The sequence below is a fragment of the Streptomyces sp. NPDC055632 genome (assembly GCF_053618675.1).
This window is the reverse complement of record NZ_JBSHHY010000005.1, coordinates 68,569-83,480: the sequence shown is the minus strand read 5'-3', so window position 1 is coordinate 83,480 and position 14,912 is coordinate 68,569. Positions and strand designations below refer to the sequence as shown.

Sequence of the window (14,912 nt, the reverse complement as noted above, 5' to 3'; positions counted from 1 at the left end):
CCCGTGTCGAGGGCGCCGACCGGTCCAGGCCGGGCCGGTCCGGTCCGGTCCGGTCCGGTCCGGTCCGGTCCGGTCCCTCAGTCGAGTCCGGACGCGCCCTGGACGTCCCGGCCGCCGTGCGCGGGCCGGTGGGCGCCGCGCAGCCGTTCCTCCAGCGCCTCCAGGAGGCCGGGCAGGTCGGGGGCGACGGCGAGGTCGTCGAGGGTGGAGGCGGCGAGGAAGCCCGTGCCGGAGATCCCGCGCAGGGCGCCGAGCAGCGGTGTCCAGAAGCCCCCGGCGTCGAGGAGGCCGACGGGCTTGGCGTGGAAGCCGAGCTGGCGCCACGACCACACCTCGAAGATCTCCTCCAGGGTCCCGAGCCCGCCGGGCAGCGCGGCGAAGGCGTCCGCGCGGTCGGCCATGATCGCCTTGCGCTCGTGCATCGTGTCGCAGACGACCAGCTCCGTCACCCCCTCGTGCGCCCACTCCCGCTCGATCATGCTGCGCGGGATGACGCCGACGACCTCGCCGCCCGCCTTCAGGGCCGCGTCCGCCAGGACGCCCATCAGTCCCGTACGGCCGCCGCCGTAGACGAGGCCGATCCCGCGCCGGGCCAGGTCGGCGCCGACCGCGGCGGCCAGTGCGGCGTGTGCCGGGTCGTGTCCGTCGGAGGAGGCGAGGAAGACGGCGAGGCGGCGCATGGGGACCTCCCGGGGGCTGCTGCGGCGGACGGTCCGGTCTATCACGGGCGCTTCCGCTCCGGCCAGAGGGCTTCGGCCAGGGGCTTCGACCAGGGATTTTCGGGGGGCGTGGAGCGCGCGCTCCACCGGTTCAGGGGCTCGTCGTGGAGACCGCGTACACCCGGGGGAACGCCGGTTCCGTGAGGTCGACCGTGATGTCCGTGGTCGGGCGGGGCTCCTCGCGGGTGACGGTGGTGCCCGACCAGGTCGGGGTGTCGGGGAAGGTCCAGGCGGCGATGGACCGGTCGCGGTCGCCGATGGTGATCCGGCCCGGGGTGAGCTGGGAGCGGGCGGCGCCGGACTCGGCGAGGAAGGCGTCGAGTCCGGCGGCGGTCGTCGAGAACTGGACGTACAGCCTGCTGGTCTTCCAGTTGCTGGTCTCGTAGTAGGCGACGCCCCAGGACCCGGCGGGGATCGGGACCTCGAAGACCCGGCGCTTCATCAGGGAGGGCCAGTTGTCCTGGAAGCCGACCACCGAGGACTCGCGCTCCTTGTCGAGGCCGCTGTCGCGGCTCTGGCCCGCGGAGATGACGAGGTAGCCGGCGGGGATGCCGACGAGGAGCACGATGATGACGGCCGTCAGCCAGCGGCGGCGGATCATGTGCCGGCGGTCCTCGGGCATCCGGTCCAGCGGCGGGCGGGGCGGGGGCGGGGCGGTCGGGATCACGACGGGGGGTCCTCGGGGGCGCGGGCGGCCCGGGCCGAGGTCCCGCTGCGCAGGGCCTGGGCGTAGCGCTCGTACCGCTCGTACCGCTCGACGCGGCGCCGGTTGGCGCGGCGGAAGCGGCGGGCGACGAGCCGGGCGAGGTCGGCGGCGCCGACCATGCCGGCCTCGGGGCCGAGCTGGGCGCGGACGAGACGGGCCTCGGGGCGGTAGCCGCGGCCGGTGAGGTGGCGGCGGAAGGAGTCCCGGGCGGGGCCGATGAGGAGGTCGTCGGCGGCGGAGACGCCTCCGCCGATGACGAAGCAGGAGGGGTCGAGGGCGGCGGCGAGGTTGGCGATGCCGACGCCGAGCCACTGGCCGATGTCCTGGAACAGCTCGACGCACATGGCGTCGCCCTCGCGGGCGAGCTCGGTGATGAGCGGGCCGGTGATGTCGGGGACGTGGCCCTTGACCCGCTCGATGATGTTGTACGCGACCGGGGAGTCGGCGGCGGCCAGCTCGCGGGCCTCGCGGACCAGCGCGTTGCCCGAGCTGTACTGCTCCCAGCAGCCGCGGTTGCCGCAGGGGCAGCGGTGGCCGCCGGGGACGACCTGCATGTGGCCGAACTCGCCGGCGACGCCGTACTTGCCCCGCTTGACCTGGCCGTCCTCCAGGATGGCGCCGCCGATGCCGGTGCCGAGGGTGATCATGACGAGGTGGTCCTCGCCGCGTCCGGCGCCGAAGCGCCACTCGGCCCAGGCGGCGGTGTTGGCGTCGTTGTCCACCATGACGGGGACGGCGAGGCGGCCCTGGAGGGCGTCACGGAGGGGCTCGTTGCGCCAGGCCAGGTGGGGGGCGAAGAGGACCCGGGCCCGGTCGGCGTCGACCCAGCCGGCCGCGCCGATGCCGACGGCGTGCACGTCGTGCCGGTCGGAGAGGTCCAGGACCAGTTCGACGATGGTGTCCTCGACGACCTTGGGGCTCTTGGACTTGTCCGGGGTCTCCGTGCGGAGCTTCTCCAGGATGTTGCCGTCGGCGTCGACGACTCCGGCCATCACCTTCGTGCCGCCGATGTCGATGCCGACGGTCGGCACCCGGGGGGCCGTCAGGTGGGAGCGCCGTTCCCGGGTCCCCACGGTCCGCAGCACGGTGCCGCGGGCGGAGCCGCGGTGGGCGAGGTCACGGTAGGTACTCATCGGCTCCGATTCTGCCAGGTGGGCCCCACGGGGGCCGTCACGTCGCGGAGGGGCGTTCCAGTTCGTGGCGGAGGTCCTCCAGCTCGCTGCCGCCGGCCATCTGCCGGGTCAACTCGTCGAGGGTGACGGAGTCCTTGGTGTGGCTGCCGGCCATGACGCCCCGCTTGAGGAGGACGAAGCGGTCGCCGACGAGATGGGCGTGGTGCGGGTTGTGGGTGATGAGGACCACGCCGAGGCCCTGGTCGCGGGCGGCGGCCACGTACTTCAGGACGACCCCGGACTGCTTGACGCCGAGGGCGGCGGTCGGCTCGTCGAGGACGAGGACCTTGGCGCCGAAGTGGACGGCGCGGGCGATGGCCACGCACTGGCGCTCGCCGCCGGAGAGGGTGCCGATGGGCTGGTCGACGTCGCGCAGGTCGATGCCCATGCGGAGCAGGGCCTCGCGGGTGGTGTCGCGCATGAGGCCGGCGTCGAGCCGCTTGAACGGCCCCTTGCCCCTCGTCGGCTCGGAGCCGAGGAAGAAGTTCCGCCAGACCGGCATGAGCGGGACGACGGCGAGGTCCTGGTAGACGGTGGCGATGCCCCGGTCGAGGGCGTCGCGCGGGTTGGCGAGCGCGACCTCCTCGCCCTCGATGCGGAAGGTCCCGGCGTCGTGCCGGTGCAGCCCGGCGACGATCTTGATGAGGGTGGACTTGCCGGCGCCGTTGTCGCCGAGGACGCAGGTGATCTCGCCCGCGCGGACCTCCAGGGAGACCCCTTCGAGGGCGCGGATGTTGCCGTAGTACTTGCTGACGTCGTCGAGCTCGACGAGGGGCGCGGTCGCGGTCGTCACTTGGTGGCCTCCACGCGCTTGCGGATCCAGGCGTTCAGGAGGGTCGCGAGCAGCAGCATCGCGCCCAGGAAGAACTTGAACCAGTCCGGGTTCCACTCGGCGTACACGATGCCCTTGCTGGTCATGCCGAAGATGAGGGCGCCGACCGCCGAGCCGATGGCCGAGCCGTACCCGCCGGTGATCAGGCAGCCGCCGATGACGGCCGCGATGATGTAGATCAGCTCGTTGCCGACGCCCTCGCCCGACTGGACGACGTCGAAGGAGAAGAGCAGGTGCTGGCCGGAGATCCAGGCGCAGAGGGCCACGCCTGCGTAGAGGCCGATCTTGGTGCGGTGGACGGGGACGCCGACCGCGCGGGCCGCGTCGGCGCCGCCGCCGACCGCGAAGATCCAGTTGCCGAAGCGGGTGCGGAGCAGGATCCAGGTGGCGAGCGCGACCAGGCCGAACCACCACAGGATGGTGACCTTGAGCTCGACGCCGCCGAGGGTGAGCTGCGAGGCGAAGAGCTTGCGGGCGGAGGGGAAGCCCTCCATGTCGGCGATGGTCTTGGTGGAGACGGTGCCGCTGATCAGCTTGGTGAGGCCGAGGTTCAGGCCGGTCAGCATGAGGAAGGTGCCGAGCGTGATGATGAAGCTGGGCAGCTTGGTGCGGGTCAGCATGACGCCGTTGAAGACGCCGATCGCCAGGGTGACGAGCAGCGAGACCCCGACGCCGACCCAGACGTTCGTCGTCATCTGGTAGCTGAACATCGAGGAGACGAGCGCGGAGCTGGTGACCATGACGCCGGCGGAGAGGTCGAACTCGCCGCCGATCATCAGGAGGGCGACGGGGACGGCCATGATGCCGATGGTGGAGGCCGCGTAGAGGACGGTGCCGAGGCTGGAGGCGCGCAGGAAGCTGTCGGCGAAGACCGCGAAGAAGACGAAGACGGCGGCGGCGCCGACGACCGAGCCGAGCTCGGGGCGGGCGAGGAGCTTCTTCAGCGGGGTCGTGCGCAGGAGGCGTTCGTCGACGTGGTCGATGCCGGACGGCGGGGCGGTGGAGCTCATCGGGTGCCCCGATCCGCGTAGGCGACGAGGTCGGCGGCGTTCTCCCCGGTGATGATCTGGGGGCCGGTGAGGACCGGCTTGCCGCCGCCGAGGACGTCGGCGTTGTAGCGGTAGAGCCAGAGCAGGTCGACGGCCTCGTACCCCTGGAGGTAGGGCTGCTGGTCGACGGCGAAGCCGAGGGTGCCGGCCTTGAGGGCGGTGGCGACCTTGGCGTTGAGGTCGAAGGTGTCGATCTCGGCCTTGCTGCCGGCGCTCTTCGCGGCCTGGACGGCGGTGTCGGCGAAGGGGGCGCCGAGGGTGACGACGGCGTCGACGTCCTTGTCGGCCTGGAGCTTGGCCTCGATGGAGGCCTTCACGTCGGGCATGTTGGTGCCGTCGACGTAGAGGTTGACGAGTTCGCCGCCGAAGGTCTTCTTCGCTCCGGCGCAGCGCTGCTCGTGGCCGACGTTGCCCTGCTCGTGCAGGACGCAGAGCGCCTTCTTCTTGCCCCGCTTGTCGAGTTCCTCGCCGACGGCCTCGCCGGCGACGGTCTCGTCCTGGCCGATGTGGGTGAGGGCGCCGTAGGCCTTGGACTGCTCGGCGCCGGAGTTCACGGTGATCACCGGGATGCCGGCCTTGACGGCCTTCTCGACGGCGGCCTTCATGGCGTCGGGCTTGGCGAGGGTGACGATCAGCCCGTCGACGCCCTTGGCGATGTACGAGTCGACCAGCTGCGCCTGCTGCTGTGCCTCGTCGTTGTGGGCGTAGAGGAAGTTGATGTTGTCCTTGACGGCGGCCTGCTGGGCGCCCTTCTGGACGATGTCCCAGAAGGTGTCGCCGTCGCCCGAGTGCGTCACCATCGCGAAGGTCCAGCGGGGGGTGTCGACGGCCGCCCTGCCCTGGGCCTGCGCGGCCTTGCGGGCGTCCTCCGCCCGCTTGCCGCCGGTGCTGCTGCACCCGGCGAGCGCCGCCGTCAGCGTGAGTGCGAGCACGGCGCCGACCGCGGCGCGTACCCCTCCTGTCCGAAGCCTGGTCACGAGGCCGTGCCCTCCTTTGTGTCCTTTGCGCGCATTGCAGGCGTGCATTGCAGTATCGGTCATGCGGGTCGGGCGGCTCGCCTCGGGGCCTGTCCGGCGGATCAGGGGCGGGCCATCAGGCGGAACTCGAAGGAGTGGCGGGCGGCCCGGTAGAGGTGGGAGCCGTACTCGACGGCCCGGCCGGTGTCGTCGTACGTGACCCGCTCCATGGTGAGCAGCGGCGCCCCCTCCTCCTCGTCGAGCAGCGCGGCCTCGGCGGCGGTCGCGGCACGGGCGCCGACGGCCTGGCGCGCGCTGTGCAGGGTGATCGCGGCGGAGCGGAGCAGCCGGTAGAGGCCGGTGGCCTCCAGGAGCGCGGTGTCCGGTTCCAGGAGCCCGGTGGGCAGGTGGTTGCGCAGGTGGGCCAGGGGTTCGCCGTGCGCGGTGCGGAGCCGTTCCAGGTAGTGGACCTCGCTCCCCTCGGGTACGCCGAGGGCGGCGGCGACCGGCCCGGTGGCGGGTTCGAGCCGGTTGACCAGGACGCGGGTGGCGGGGTGCCGGCCGGCGCTCTCCAGGTCGTCGTAGAGGCTGCTGAGCTCCGGCGGGCGCCGGACGCCGGTGTGCACGACCTGGGTGCCGACGCCCCGGCGGCGGACCAGGAGCCCCTTGTCGACGAGGGTCCGGAGGGCCTGGCGGACGGTGGGCCGGGAGAGGCCGAGCCGGGTGGCGAGGTCGATCTCGTTGCCGAGGAGGGTGCCCGGGGCCAGCGTCCCGTCCTCCACCGCGCTCTCCAGCTGGCGGGCCAGCTGGAAGTAGAGCGGGACCGGGCTGGTGCGGTCCACCGAGAGCGGCGGGAGGGCCGAGCCGGACCGCGGAGGAAGGGCCGAGCCGGACCGCGGCGGGAGCGCGGCGCGGGACCCCGGGGTGGAGGCGGATCCGGACCGCGGGGGAAGGGCTGAGCCGGACTGCGGGGGCACGGGGCGAGCGTAGCCCCGGGGTGCGGAGGACGGGAACCCGATGACGGGAAGTCGTGACGTCCTGTTGTCCTGACAAATCCTTGACAGGGGGTGCGGACGCCCCCACGGTGGGGCCATGCGCATCGGACTCATCGGTACGGGACGGATCGGGAGCTTCCACGCGGGGGTGCTGGCCCGCCATCCGGAGGTCGGGTCCCTGGTCGTCGCGGACGCGGACCCCGCGCGGGCGGCCGGGGTCGCGCGGGCGCTCGGGGCGGAGGCGGCGCCGGACGTGGACGCGCTGCTCGGGAGCTCCCCGGACGCGGTGGTGATCGCCTCGGCGACGGCGGCGCACGCGGAGCTGATCGCCCGGGCCGCCGGGGCGGGCCTTCCGGCCTTCTGCGAGAAGCCGATCGCCCTGGACGTGCCGGGGACGCTCGCCGCGCTGGACGCGGTGGCGGCGGCGGGCACGGAGCTCCAGCTCGGGTTCATGCGCCGCTTCGACGCCGGGTACCGGGCGGCCCGCGAGGCGGTCCGGTCGGGGCGGCTCGGCCGGCTGCACACCGTACGGGCGGTGACCTCCGACCCGGAGCCGCCGCCCGCCGCGTACCTGCCGCTCTCCGGCGGGCTCTTCCGGGACTGTCTGGTGCACGACTTCGACGCGGTGCGCTGGGTGACCGGGCGCGAGGTCGTCGAGGTGTACGCGACGGGCTCGGACGCGGGTCCGGCGGTGTTCCGGGAGGCGGGTGACGTGTCCTCGGCCGCCGCGCTCCTCACCCTGGACGACGGCACGCTGGTGACGGCGACCGCGACCCGGTGCAACGGCGCCGGGTACGACGTGCGGATGGAACTGGCGGGCGAGCGGGGCCAGATCGGGGTGGGCCTGGACGACCGCACCCCGCTCACCTCCGTGGAGCCGCAGGGACCGCCCGCGCCGGAGAAGCCGTGGCCCGGTTTCCTGGAGCGGTTCGCCCCGGCGTACGAGGCGGAGCTCGACGCCTTCGTCCGGCTCGTGCGCGGTGCGGCGCCCAATCCGTGCGACGGGCGGGAGGCCCTCGCGGCGCTGCGGATCGCGGAGGCGTGCGAGCGCTCGCGGCGGGAGGGGCGGCCGGTGCGGGTGGAGACCCCCTGACCGGCACCCCGGTCCCTCAGGGGTTCGCCGTGCGGACCGTGCCCTGGGCGAGGGCGCACAGCGTCTCCGTACCGGCCTCGTCGACGGTCAGCAGTTCGCAGCGGACGACCGCCTGGCGCCGGCTCGCGTGGAGGACGCCGGCGCGGGCGCGCAGGGTGGCGCCGACGGCGGGGCGGACGTAGTCGATGGTGTAGCCGGCGGTCAGGACGGCCGGGCCGAGCACCGTGCCCGCGGCGAAGGTGATCGCGTTGTCGGCGGCGTACGAGAGGACTCCGCCGTGCACGAAGCCGTTCTGCTGGCGCAGCTCCTCGCGGATCGCCAGTTCGAGGACGGCCCCGCCGTCGCCGAAGGCGGTGACCTGGGCGCCGAGGAGGCGGCTGAACGGCTGGGCGTCGAGGACCTTCCGGGCAAGCTCCAGCCCGTGGGCGCCCGTGTCGGTGTCGGTGTGGGTGTCGGTCACCGGGTCAGCCTATGCGCCGTCCTCCTCGTCGAGGAGGCCCGCGTCGTGGACGAGGAGGGCGATCTGGACGCGGTTGTTCAGGCCGAGCCTGGCCAGGATCCGGGAGACGTACGTCTTGACGGTCGGCACGCTCATGTACAGCTCGGCGGCGATCTCCGCGTTGGAGCGCCCGTGGCCGACGGCGACGGCCACCTCCCGCTCGCGGCCGGTGAGTCCGGCGAGGCGGTCGGCCGCCGTGGTGCGCCGGGGCTGCTCCGGCCGGCCCGCGACGTGGCTCATGAGCTGGCGGGTGACGGCCGGGGAGAGGACGGGGTCCCCGGCGGCGACCCGGCGGACGGCGGCGACGATCTCGGCGGGCGGGGTGTCCTTGAGGACGAAGCCGGCGGCGCCGGCCCGCAGGGCGCGCAGGACCTGCTCGTCGGCGTGGAAGGTGGTGAGGACGACGACCTCGGGGGCGCCGGGCCGGGCGCGCAGGAGTTCGGTGGCGGTGAGGCCGTCGACGTGGGGCATGCGGATGTCCATGAGGACGACGTCGGGGGCGTGCCGGGCGACGAGTCCGGGGACGTCCCGGCCGTCGGAGCCCTCGCCGACGATGTCGAGGTCGTCGTCCCCGCCGAGCATGAGGGCGAGGCCCGCGCGGACGAGGGGGTCGTCGTCGACGACGATCAGCCGGATGGTCATGGGGGCCACGGTAGCCAGGCGCGCAGGGCGAAGCCGCCGTCGGGGGCCGGTCCGTGCGCGAGGCGGCCACCGGCGAGGGCGGCGCGTTCGGTGAGCCCGATGAGGCCCTGGCCGGAGCCGGGGACGTGCGGGACGGGTCCGGCGGGGGCCGGGTTGCGGACGTCGACGGTGAGGCCCTCGCCGGGGCGGCCTCGGACGGTGACGGTGACGGGGGTGCCGGGGGCGTGCTTGCGCGCGTTGGTGAGGCCCTCCTGCGCGATGCGGTAGACGGTGCGGCCGGTGGCGGCGGGGACCGCGGCCGGGTCGTCGACGGTGGTGTCGAGGACGACCTCGGCGCCGGCCTCGCGGGACTCCTCGACCAGTGCGCCGAGGGTGGCCAGGGTGGGCTGGGGCCGGTTGCCCTCGCCGTCCTCGTCGGGCGCGCGCAGCACGCCGATGATCTCGCGGAGGTCCTGGAGGGCCTCGTGGGCGCTGTCGCGGATGACTCCGGCGGCGCGGGCGACCTGCTCGGACGGGGCGTCGGGCCGGAACTCCAGGGCTCCGGCGTGGACGCTGAGCAGGGTGAGCCGGTGGGCGAGGACGTCGTGCATCTCGCGGGCGATGGCCTCGCGGGCGAGCCGCTGGGCCTGGGCGGCGCGCAGTTCGGCCTCGGCCTCGGCGCGGCGGGCGCGTTCCCTGAGCGCCTCGACGAGCTGGCGCCGGGAGCGGACGAGCATGCCCCAGGCGGTGACGAGCAGGACGAGGGCGAAGCCCAGGACGAGGGAGAGCGTGCGGCTGGTGGTGGGATCGGGGCGGAGGAAGACCTGGACGACCGAGGTGGCGACGGCGAGCGCGCAGATCCAGGCGACCTCCCGGAAGGGACGGCGCACGGCGACGCTGAACAGGCTCGCGAGGAGGGCGCCGGCGGCGACCGGGGCCACGACGTTCACCAGGGAGAGGCCGACCGCGAGGCCGACCGGCCACCGGCGGCGCAGCCAGAGCGCGCAGCAGGCGGCGGCGCCGGCGAGCTGGTCGAGGAGGGTGACGGGCTCGCTGGTGTACTGCGCGCTGGTGTCGGCGGCGAGGAGGCCGACCAGGGCGGCGAGCAGGAAGAGCGAGGTGTCCACGATCCAGTCGCGGACGGTACGGCGGGGCCGCGCCGCCCCGCTCCCGCCCGGTTCGACCAGGTGGGAGGGGAGCAGCCAGCGCTGCCGGTCCGTGCGGGTCATGTCCGCAATGTACGCAGCCGGGGGCGGCCGGAAGGGGTTTGGCGGCCGGGTCGCTACCGAAGTCGCGGAGGTCGATACTTCGGTAGCGGCGGACGTGGACCGGGGTCGGACGCGGCCGCTCCCCCGCCCCGGTCATGATCGGGGCATGAAGAGATTCCTGGAGACCGTCGGGTTCCTGATCGCCCTGGCCGGTGTGTGCGGGGTGGTCCGCGAGCTGACGGACGGCTGGTTCCGGTTCATGGGCCTGACCCGGTTCCTGACGGAGAACGTGTGGTTCCTGGAGGGGCGGGAGCTGTTCGCCAACATCGTCATGGCGGTGCTCGGCGGAGTCGTCCTGATCGTGTCGGACCGGGTGCCGAAGTCCTGAGCGGCGGAGCCGGGCCGTCCTGAGCGGCGGGGCCGGGCCGTCCTGAGCGGTGGGCTCGGGCCGTCCTGAGCGGTGGGCTCGGGCGCCGGCTGAGCCCCGAGCGGTGGGCTCAGGCGCCGGTGGAGTCCAGGCGGGTGACCTCGGCGAGGTAGTCCGCCGTCCGGTGCGCGGCGGAGCCGCTGGTGTAGAGGGCGGCGCCGGCGACGGCGAAGGGGAGGGAGCCGCCGAGGAGGGCGACGAGGCCGGGCCAGTCGCGCTCCTCGACGCAGTCGTCGTGGTGGACGTACTCGCTGGTGAGGAGGGCGGGGCAGGGGCTGCCGCCGCCGCTCTGCTCGTACGGGGTGACGAGGAGGACGGCGAACCAGATCCAGAGGAGGCCGGCGACGGCGAGCAGGAGGATCCCCCGGCCCTGGGTACGGCGGGCGCGGGCCCTGAACTCGTTGCTGTGGACGAGGGAACGCGTTGACGAGGACATGAAGGGAGAACCTACCGGTCGTCCTCGCCGGCCCTGCCGGGGCGGTCGGTCCCGTCAGGGCGGTCGGCCCCGTCAGGGCGGTCGGTCCCGTCAGGGCGGTCGGCCCCGTCGGCGGCGCGGCGGCCCCAGGTGGTGCCCGCGAGGACGAGGAGCGCGCCCGCGAGACCGAGGGCGCCGGGGCGGTCGCCGGCCACGGCGATGCCCGCGGCGGCGGCCCAGAGGGGTTCGGTGCCGAGGAGGAGGCTGACCCGGGACGGGGAGGTGCGGCGGACGGCCCACATCTGCACGAAGAAGGCGAAGAGCGTGCAGAAGACGGAGAGGAAGAGCAGCCCGGCCCACTCGCGCGGGCCGAAGTCGAGGGCCGTGGCCCAGGGGGAGGCGCCGGTGCCGGGGAAGGCGGCGATGACGGCGAACACGGCGACGGCGGAGCCGAGCTGGACGGTGGTGAGGGAGAGCGAGTCGGCCGAGCGGACCGCCTTGATCCGGGACATGGCCAGGACGTGGACGGTACGGGCGAGGGCGGCGAGCAGCATGAGCAGGTCGCCGGTCGAGGGGGCGGTGAAGCCGCCGCCCTGGGTGAGCAGGACGACGCCCGTGACGGAGAGCGCGGCGGCGGCGAGGAAGGCGCGCGTCGGCCGCACGCCGGTGACGGCGGCCTCGGCGAGCGGGGTGAAGATCATGGTGAGGCTGATGATCAGGCCCGCGTTGGTGGCGGAGGTGTGGACGACGCCGTAGGTCTCCAGGAGGAAGATCCCGCCGAGGACGAGCCCGAGGGTGCCGGCGCCGCGCCACTGGGCGGCGGTCAGGGCCCGGAGCCTGTTCCATCCGGCGGCGACGAGGACGGGCAGCACCACCGCGAACCGCAGGACGAGGACCGCGATGACCGTGTGGGTGGTGGTGATGCCCTTGGCCGCGAGGTAGCTGGCGCCCCAGAAGACGGCGACGAACAGGACGGGCAGGTCGGTGAGCCAGGCCCGGCGCGGGGCGCCGAGCGGCAGGGGTGCGGCGAACGACGGAGCCGACATCGGGCCGTTTCTCCCACTCTCGGGACGGGGTGGAGACTTCGGCGGCTCGCACGCGGAGGATCACCGTACCCGGAGCGGCCCGTGGCGGCTACACCTTTCCGCCGCGCTCAGTAACTGCCGTACGCGGGACGTCCTTCGAGCTCGTACGTGTGGATCGCGACGCCCGCGCCGGTGGTGTGCGCCCCGGCGGGCCGGAAGGCGGTGGGGCGGACGCCGTCGGTGAAGAGGCGGCGGCCCGTGCCCAGGACGACGGGGAAGACGAGCAGGTGGAGGGTGTCGATGAGGTCGTGGTCGAGGAGGGTGCGGGCGAGGCCGGCGCTGCCGTGCATCTGGATCTCGCCGTCGAGCCGCTCCTTGAGGCCGGCGACCTCCTGGGCGACGTCGCCGCGGAGCACGGTGGTCCCGGCCCAGTCCGCCTTGGTGAGGGTGGTGCTGGCGACGTACTTGGGGAGGGCGTTCAGCTTGCTCGCGACCAGGTTGTCGGGGTCGGTCCGCTTCGGCCAGTAGCCGGCGAAGATGTCGTAGGTGCGGCGGCCGAGGAGGAAGGCGGTCGGACGGGTGAAGACCTCGTCCATGAAGCGTCCGAAGTCCTCGTCGCCGTACGGCACGGACCAGCCGCCGTGCTCGAAGCCGTCGCTGCGGTCCTCGTCGGGGCCGCCGGGGGCCTGGACGACGCCGTCGAGGGTGAGGAACTGGGTGAGGCTGAGGGTGGCCATGGCGGATGCCTTTCTGTTCTCCGGACCATCGTGTTCCCAAAGCTCCGACCGCGCCGCCGCGCGGAACTCATCGGTGCCGGACTCGGTGTCCGATTGCCGCCGGTCTTCGGCCGCTCCCCCGACTTTCATTGAACCCGCAACCACTTGGCGCTTCCACGGAGGTTCGGGATGTCCACGATGAACGGCACGGCGGTCCTGGTGACGGGCGGCAGCAGGGGGATCGGCGCGGCGACGGCGGTACGGCTCGCCCGGGAGGGCGCGGACGTGGCCTTCACCTACGTACGGGACGAGGCGCGGGCCGCGGAGGTCGCGGCGCGGATCGGGGCGGCGGGCCGGAAGGCGCTGCCGCTGCGGGCCGACGCGGCCGACCCCGGGGACGCGGCGGGCGCGGTCGCGTGGGCGGCGGACGCCCTGGGCCGGCTCGACGTCCTGGTGAACAACGCGGGCGTCGGGGTCCTCGGCCCGCTGGAGTCACTGGCCCTCGCGGACGTGGACCGGGTCCTCGCGGTGAACGTCCGGGCGGTCTTCCTCGCCTCGCAGGCGGCGGCGGGCCGGCTGCCCGACGGCGGCCGGATCGTCACGATCGGGAGCTGCATGACCCAGCGGGTCCCGGGCCCCGGCGGGACCCTCTACGCGATGGGCAAGACCGCCCTGACGGGCCTGACCAAGGCGCTCGCCCGCGAACTGGGCGGCCGGGGCATCACGGCGAACCTCGTCCACCCCGGCCCCGTCGACACCGACATGAACCCGGCGGACGGCCCGCTCGCGGAGGGTCAGAAGACCCTCACGGCCCTGGGCCGCTTCGGCACCCCGGACGAGGTGGCGTCGATGGTGGCGTTCCTGGCGGGCCCGGAGGGGCGGTACGTGACGGGGGCGGAGTTCTCGGTGGACGGGGGGCACGCGGCGTAGGCCGGGGCGGAGCGGGGACGTCCGATCCGCGGGCCCCGATGACGGACCTCGTGGCCTCTTCGCCGAGGAGCCGAACCCCGTGGCGGCCCGGCGGACCCGGGGGAAGTGGCAGGGGTGACAGGAGTCGAACCTGCGGCATCCGGTTTTGGAGACCGGCGCTCTGGCCTCTGAGCTACACCCCTTCGGTGATCCCGAGCATGACACCCGGTGCGCGTCGGCCGCCACGTGTTTTCCGATGCGTACGGCCGGGGGAGGCGCCCCGGCCGGAGGTCCGGCGGAATGTGCGAGGGCGCACCGGTGCTGTCGGGCCGGTGCGCCCTCGGGGGCCGGGCGGGGTGTCGTGTCCCGCTCGGGTCGTGGGGGCCGGGCGGGTCGCCCGGCGGGGTGGGCGGGTCCGGGGGCGTCCTGTCGGCGGGGCGCCCCCGGGAGGTCAGCCGCCCAGTTCCTGGTGGCGGGCGGTCAGCCGCGCCGTACCGGCCTCCGTGAGGGAGCCGAAGAGACGGAGGCGGGAGATGCCGCCGTCCGGGTAGATGTCGATCCGGACGCGGGAGCCGACCGCCGGGGCGTCCAGGACGAAGCGGTGGTTGGTGTCGGGCTGGAGGCGGGTCCGGGGCAGGATCTCGGTCCACTCCTCCGAGCCCTCGGCCGCGACGGAGAGGGCGGCCCAGCCCGCGCTGTTGCCCTTGAGGTAGGCGGTGTCGATCTCGACGGCGCGGATCTCGGACTCGGCGACCAGGGCGTAGCGGATCCAGTCGTTGCCCTTGTCGCGGCGGCGGCGGGTCTCCCAGCCGTCGTCCATCTTGTGGGAGCGGCCCGGCTGGATGGTGTTGGTGGCCGGGGAGTAGAAGCGGTCGGAGGCGTCCTCCACCTGGCCGCCGTTCTCCAGGGCCGCCAGGTCGAAGGTGCCGAGGACGCCCAGCCAGGCCGGGTCGGGGGCGACCTCTCCGTACACCCGGAGGCGGGCGATGCCGCCGTCGGGGTGCTGGTTGACGCGCAGGTGCGTGAAGCGCTGCTCGACGTCGACGGCGAAGCCGTTGGCGGCGTGGCCGCCGACGGCGGTGCGCGGGACGAGCACCGTCCACTTCACGTCGTCGGCGAGGAGGTCCTCGGGCGAGGGCGAGCCGGCGACGGACGCGGCCTCGACGGAGACGGCCTGCGGGTAGTTGCCCCGGAAGTGGGCGGTGTCGAGGACGATGCCGCGGATCACGCCGGGGGCGCCGAGCCGTACGAGGGCCCAGTCGTGGTCGTCCTCGGTGGGGTGCGGCTGCGCGGCGGAGATCCCGCGGCGGCGGCGGGTCTCCCAGCCGTCCATGATCTTGCCCTTGTGGCCGAAGTGCTCGGGGTCGAACTCGGCGGCACCGGGCTTGAGCAGGTTCTCGCGCTCCGCGAAGAACTCGTCGTTGGCCGCGATCACGCCCGCGCCGAGCCGCCGGTCCGCGAGGTCCGCGTACTGGGTGAAGGGGAAGTCGGCCGTGCGGTAGTCGGCGTACGGGTCGCCGCCGCCGTAGGGGCTGGCGTCGCCGGTGAAGGAGGGTATGCCGGTGCTCAC

Annotated in this window: 17 protein-coding genes and 1 tRNA gene; 3 read left to right on the top strand and 15 right to left on the bottom strand. The window is 74.1% G+C overall.

Going from position 1 to position 14,912, the window contains the following annotated elements:
• Positions 1-77: 77 nt before the first annotated feature.
• The 7 genes from ACWGSR_RS09535 to ACWGSR_RS09505 form a co-directional block, all read right to left on the bottom strand.
• Positions 78-725: an LOG family protein gene (locus tag ACWGSR_RS09535; RefSeq protein WP_453565036.1), complete on the bottom strand. Its 648-nt coding sequence runs from the start codon at positions 723-725 to the stop codon at positions 78-80.
• A gap of 85 nt (positions 726-810) precedes the next feature.
• On the bottom strand, positions 811-1,341 hold the full coding sequence (locus tag ACWGSR_RS09530; protein ID WP_376242160.1) for a hypothetical protein: 531 nt from the start codon (positions 1,339-1,341) through the stop codon (positions 811-813).
• A 41-nt stretch (positions 1,342-1,382) separates the two neighbouring features.
• Positions 1,383-2,558 (bottom strand): ROK family glucokinase, encoded by a 1,176-nt coding sequence (locus ACWGSR_RS09525; protein WP_376242105.1) that lies wholly within the window; start codon positions 2,556-2,558, stop codon positions 1,383-1,385.
• A gap of 37 nt (positions 2,559-2,595) precedes the next feature.
• Positions 2,596-3,390 carry an ATP-binding cassette domain-containing protein gene (locus ACWGSR_RS09520; RefSeq protein ID WP_453565032.1) on the bottom strand — a complete coding sequence of 265 codons (795 nt, stop codon included), beginning with the start codon at positions 3,388-3,390 and terminating at the stop codon, positions 2,596-2,598.
• Positions 3,387-4,439, bottom strand: coding sequence for an ABC transporter permease (locus tag ACWGSR_RS09515; protein ID WP_453565030.1), 1,053 nt, complete (start codon positions 4,437-4,439; stop codon positions 3,387-3,389). Before ACWGSR_RS09515 ends, ACWGSR_RS09520 begins: the two co-directional genes overlap by 4 nt.
• Entirely contained in the window at positions 4,436-5,455 is a 1,020-nt protein-coding gene (locus ACWGSR_RS09510) for a sugar ABC transporter substrate-binding protein (RefSeq protein ID WP_453565028.1), read from the bottom strand. The genes ACWGSR_RS09515 and ACWGSR_RS09510 overlap by 4 nt, the downstream gene beginning before the upstream one ends.
• A gap of 101 nt (positions 5,456-5,556) precedes the next feature.
• The gene (locus tag ACWGSR_RS09505; RefSeq protein ID WP_453565025.1) at positions 5,557-6,276 is read right to left on the bottom strand and encodes a GntR family transcriptional regulator; all 720 of its coding nucleotides are present in this window, start codon (positions 6,274-6,276) and stop codon (positions 5,557-5,559) included.
• 250 nt (positions 6,277-6,526) lie between these two features.
• On the opposite strand from ACWGSR_RS09505, the gene ACWGSR_RS09500 reads away from it, so the two are divergent.
• Entirely contained in the window at positions 6,527-7,522 is a 996-nt protein-coding gene (locus ACWGSR_RS09500; RefSeq protein WP_376242112.1) for a Gfo/Idh/MocA family protein, read from the top strand.
• 16 nt (positions 7,523-7,538) lie between these two features.
• Here ACWGSR_RS09500 and ACWGSR_RS09495 read toward each other — a convergent pair whose 3' ends face one another.
• Genes ACWGSR_RS09495 through ACWGSR_RS09485 form a run of 3 tightly spaced genes read right to left on the bottom strand, consistent with a single transcriptional unit; the run spans position 7,539 to position 9,871 of the window.
• A complete protein-coding gene (locus ACWGSR_RS09495) occupies positions 7,539-7,982 on the bottom strand; it encodes a PaaI family thioesterase (RefSeq protein WP_376242115.1) in 444 nt (147 codons plus the stop codon).
• 9 nt (positions 7,983-7,991) lie between these two features.
• Positions 7,992-8,663: a response regulator gene (locus ACWGSR_RS09490; protein WP_376242117.1), complete on the bottom strand. Its 672-nt coding sequence runs from the start codon at positions 8,661-8,663 to the stop codon at positions 7,992-7,994.
• On the bottom strand, positions 8,660-9,871 hold the full coding sequence (locus ACWGSR_RS09485) for a sensor histidine kinase (protein ID WP_453565021.1): 1,212 nt from the start codon (positions 9,869-9,871) through the stop codon (positions 8,660-8,662). Before ACWGSR_RS09485 ends, ACWGSR_RS09490 begins: the two co-directional genes overlap by 4 nt.
• Before the next feature lie 145 nt (positions 9,872-10,016).
• On the opposite strand from ACWGSR_RS09485, the gene ACWGSR_RS09480 reads away from it, so the two are divergent.
• Positions 10,017-10,238, top strand: a complete 222-nt coding sequence (locus ACWGSR_RS09480; protein WP_376242121.1) for a hypothetical protein — start codon at positions 10,017-10,019, stop codon at positions 10,236-10,238.
• A gap of 109 nt (positions 10,239-10,347) precedes the next feature.
• Here ACWGSR_RS09480 and ACWGSR_RS09475 read toward each other — a convergent pair whose 3' ends face one another.
• The 3 genes from ACWGSR_RS09475 to ACWGSR_RS09465 all read right to left on the bottom strand — a co-directional run bounded on the left by ACWGSR_RS09475 (position 10,348) and on the right by ACWGSR_RS09465 (position 12,454).
• On the bottom strand, positions 10,348-10,713 hold the full coding sequence (locus ACWGSR_RS09475) for a hypothetical protein (protein ID WP_453565019.1): 366 nt from the start codon (positions 10,711-10,713) through the stop codon (positions 10,348-10,350).
• Between the two features lie 11 nt (positions 10,714-10,724).
• Positions 10,725-11,738 (bottom strand): EamA family transporter, encoded by a 1,014-nt coding sequence (locus ACWGSR_RS09470; RefSeq protein WP_453565016.1) that lies wholly within the window; start codon positions 11,736-11,738, stop codon positions 10,725-10,727.
• 107 nt (positions 11,739-11,845) lie between these two features.
• Complete coding sequence (locus ACWGSR_RS09465; RefSeq protein ID WP_453565014.1) at positions 11,846-12,454, bottom strand: dihydrofolate reductase family protein; 609 nt, start codon at positions 12,452-12,454, stop codon at positions 11,846-11,848.
• 168 nt (positions 12,455-12,622) lie between these two features.
• On the opposite strand from ACWGSR_RS09465, the gene ACWGSR_RS09460 reads away from it, so the two are divergent.
• Positions 12,623-13,363, top strand: coding sequence for an SDR family NAD(P)-dependent oxidoreductase (locus ACWGSR_RS09460; RefSeq protein ID WP_453565012.1), 741 nt, complete (start codon positions 12,623-12,625; stop codon positions 13,361-13,363).
• Between the two features lie 106 nt (positions 13,364-13,469).
• Here ACWGSR_RS09460 and ACWGSR_RS09455 read toward each other — a convergent pair.
• Together ACWGSR_RS09455 and alc are read right to left on the bottom strand one after the other, a co-directional pair.
• A tRNA-Trp gene (locus ACWGSR_RS09455) sits at positions 13,470-13,545 on the bottom strand.
• A gap of 248 nt (positions 13,546-13,793) precedes the next feature.
• Positions 13,794-14,912 (bottom strand): allantoicase, encoded by a 1,119-nt coding sequence (alc, locus tag ACWGSR_RS09450; protein ID WP_376242131.1) that lies wholly within the window; start codon positions 14,910-14,912, stop codon positions 13,794-13,796.

Bases quoted from the DNA above. Each gene is read 5' to 3' on its own strand.
- ACWGSR_RS09530 (WP_376242160.1), bottom strand. From the start codon at position 1,341: ATGCCCGAGGACCGCCGGCACATGATCCGCCGCCGCTGGCTGACGGCC.
- ACWGSR_RS09525 (WP_376242105.1), bottom strand. From the start codon at position 2,558: ATGAGTACCTACCGTGACCTCGCCCACCGCGGCTCCGCCCGCGGCACC.
- ACWGSR_RS09515 (WP_453565030.1), bottom strand. From the start codon at position 4,439: ATGAGCTCCACCGCCCCGCCGTCCGGCATCGACCACGTCGACGAACGC.
- ACWGSR_RS09500 (WP_376242112.1), top strand. From the start codon at position 6,527: ATGCGCATCGGACTCATCGGTACGGGACGGATCGGGAGCTTCCACGCG.
- ACWGSR_RS09490 (WP_376242117.1), bottom strand. From the start codon at position 8,663: ATGACCATCCGGCTGATCGTCGTCGACGACGACCCCCTCGTCCGCGCG.
- ACWGSR_RS09485 (WP_453565021.1), bottom strand. From the start codon at position 9,871: ATGACCCGCACGGACCGGCAGCGCTGGCTGCTCCCCTCCCACCTGGTC.
- ACWGSR_RS09480 (WP_376242121.1), top strand. From the start codon at position 10,017: ATGAAGAGATTCCTGGAGACCGTCGGGTTCCTGATCGCCCTGGCCGGT.
- ACWGSR_RS09475 (WP_453565019.1), bottom strand. From the start codon at position 10,713: ATGTCCTCGTCAACGCGTTCCCTCGTCCACAGCAACGAGTTCAGGGCC.
- ACWGSR_RS09470 (WP_453565016.1), bottom strand. From the start codon at position 11,738: ATGTCGGCTCCGTCGTTCGCCGCACCCCTGCCGCTCGGCGCCCCGCGC.
- ACWGSR_RS09465 (WP_453565014.1), bottom strand. From the start codon at position 12,454: ATGGCCACCCTCAGCCTCACCCAGTTCCTCACCCTCGACGGCGTCGTC.
- ACWGSR_RS09460 (WP_453565012.1), top strand. From the start codon at position 12,623: ATGTCCACGATGAACGGCACGGCGGTCCTGGTGACGGGCGGCAGCAGG.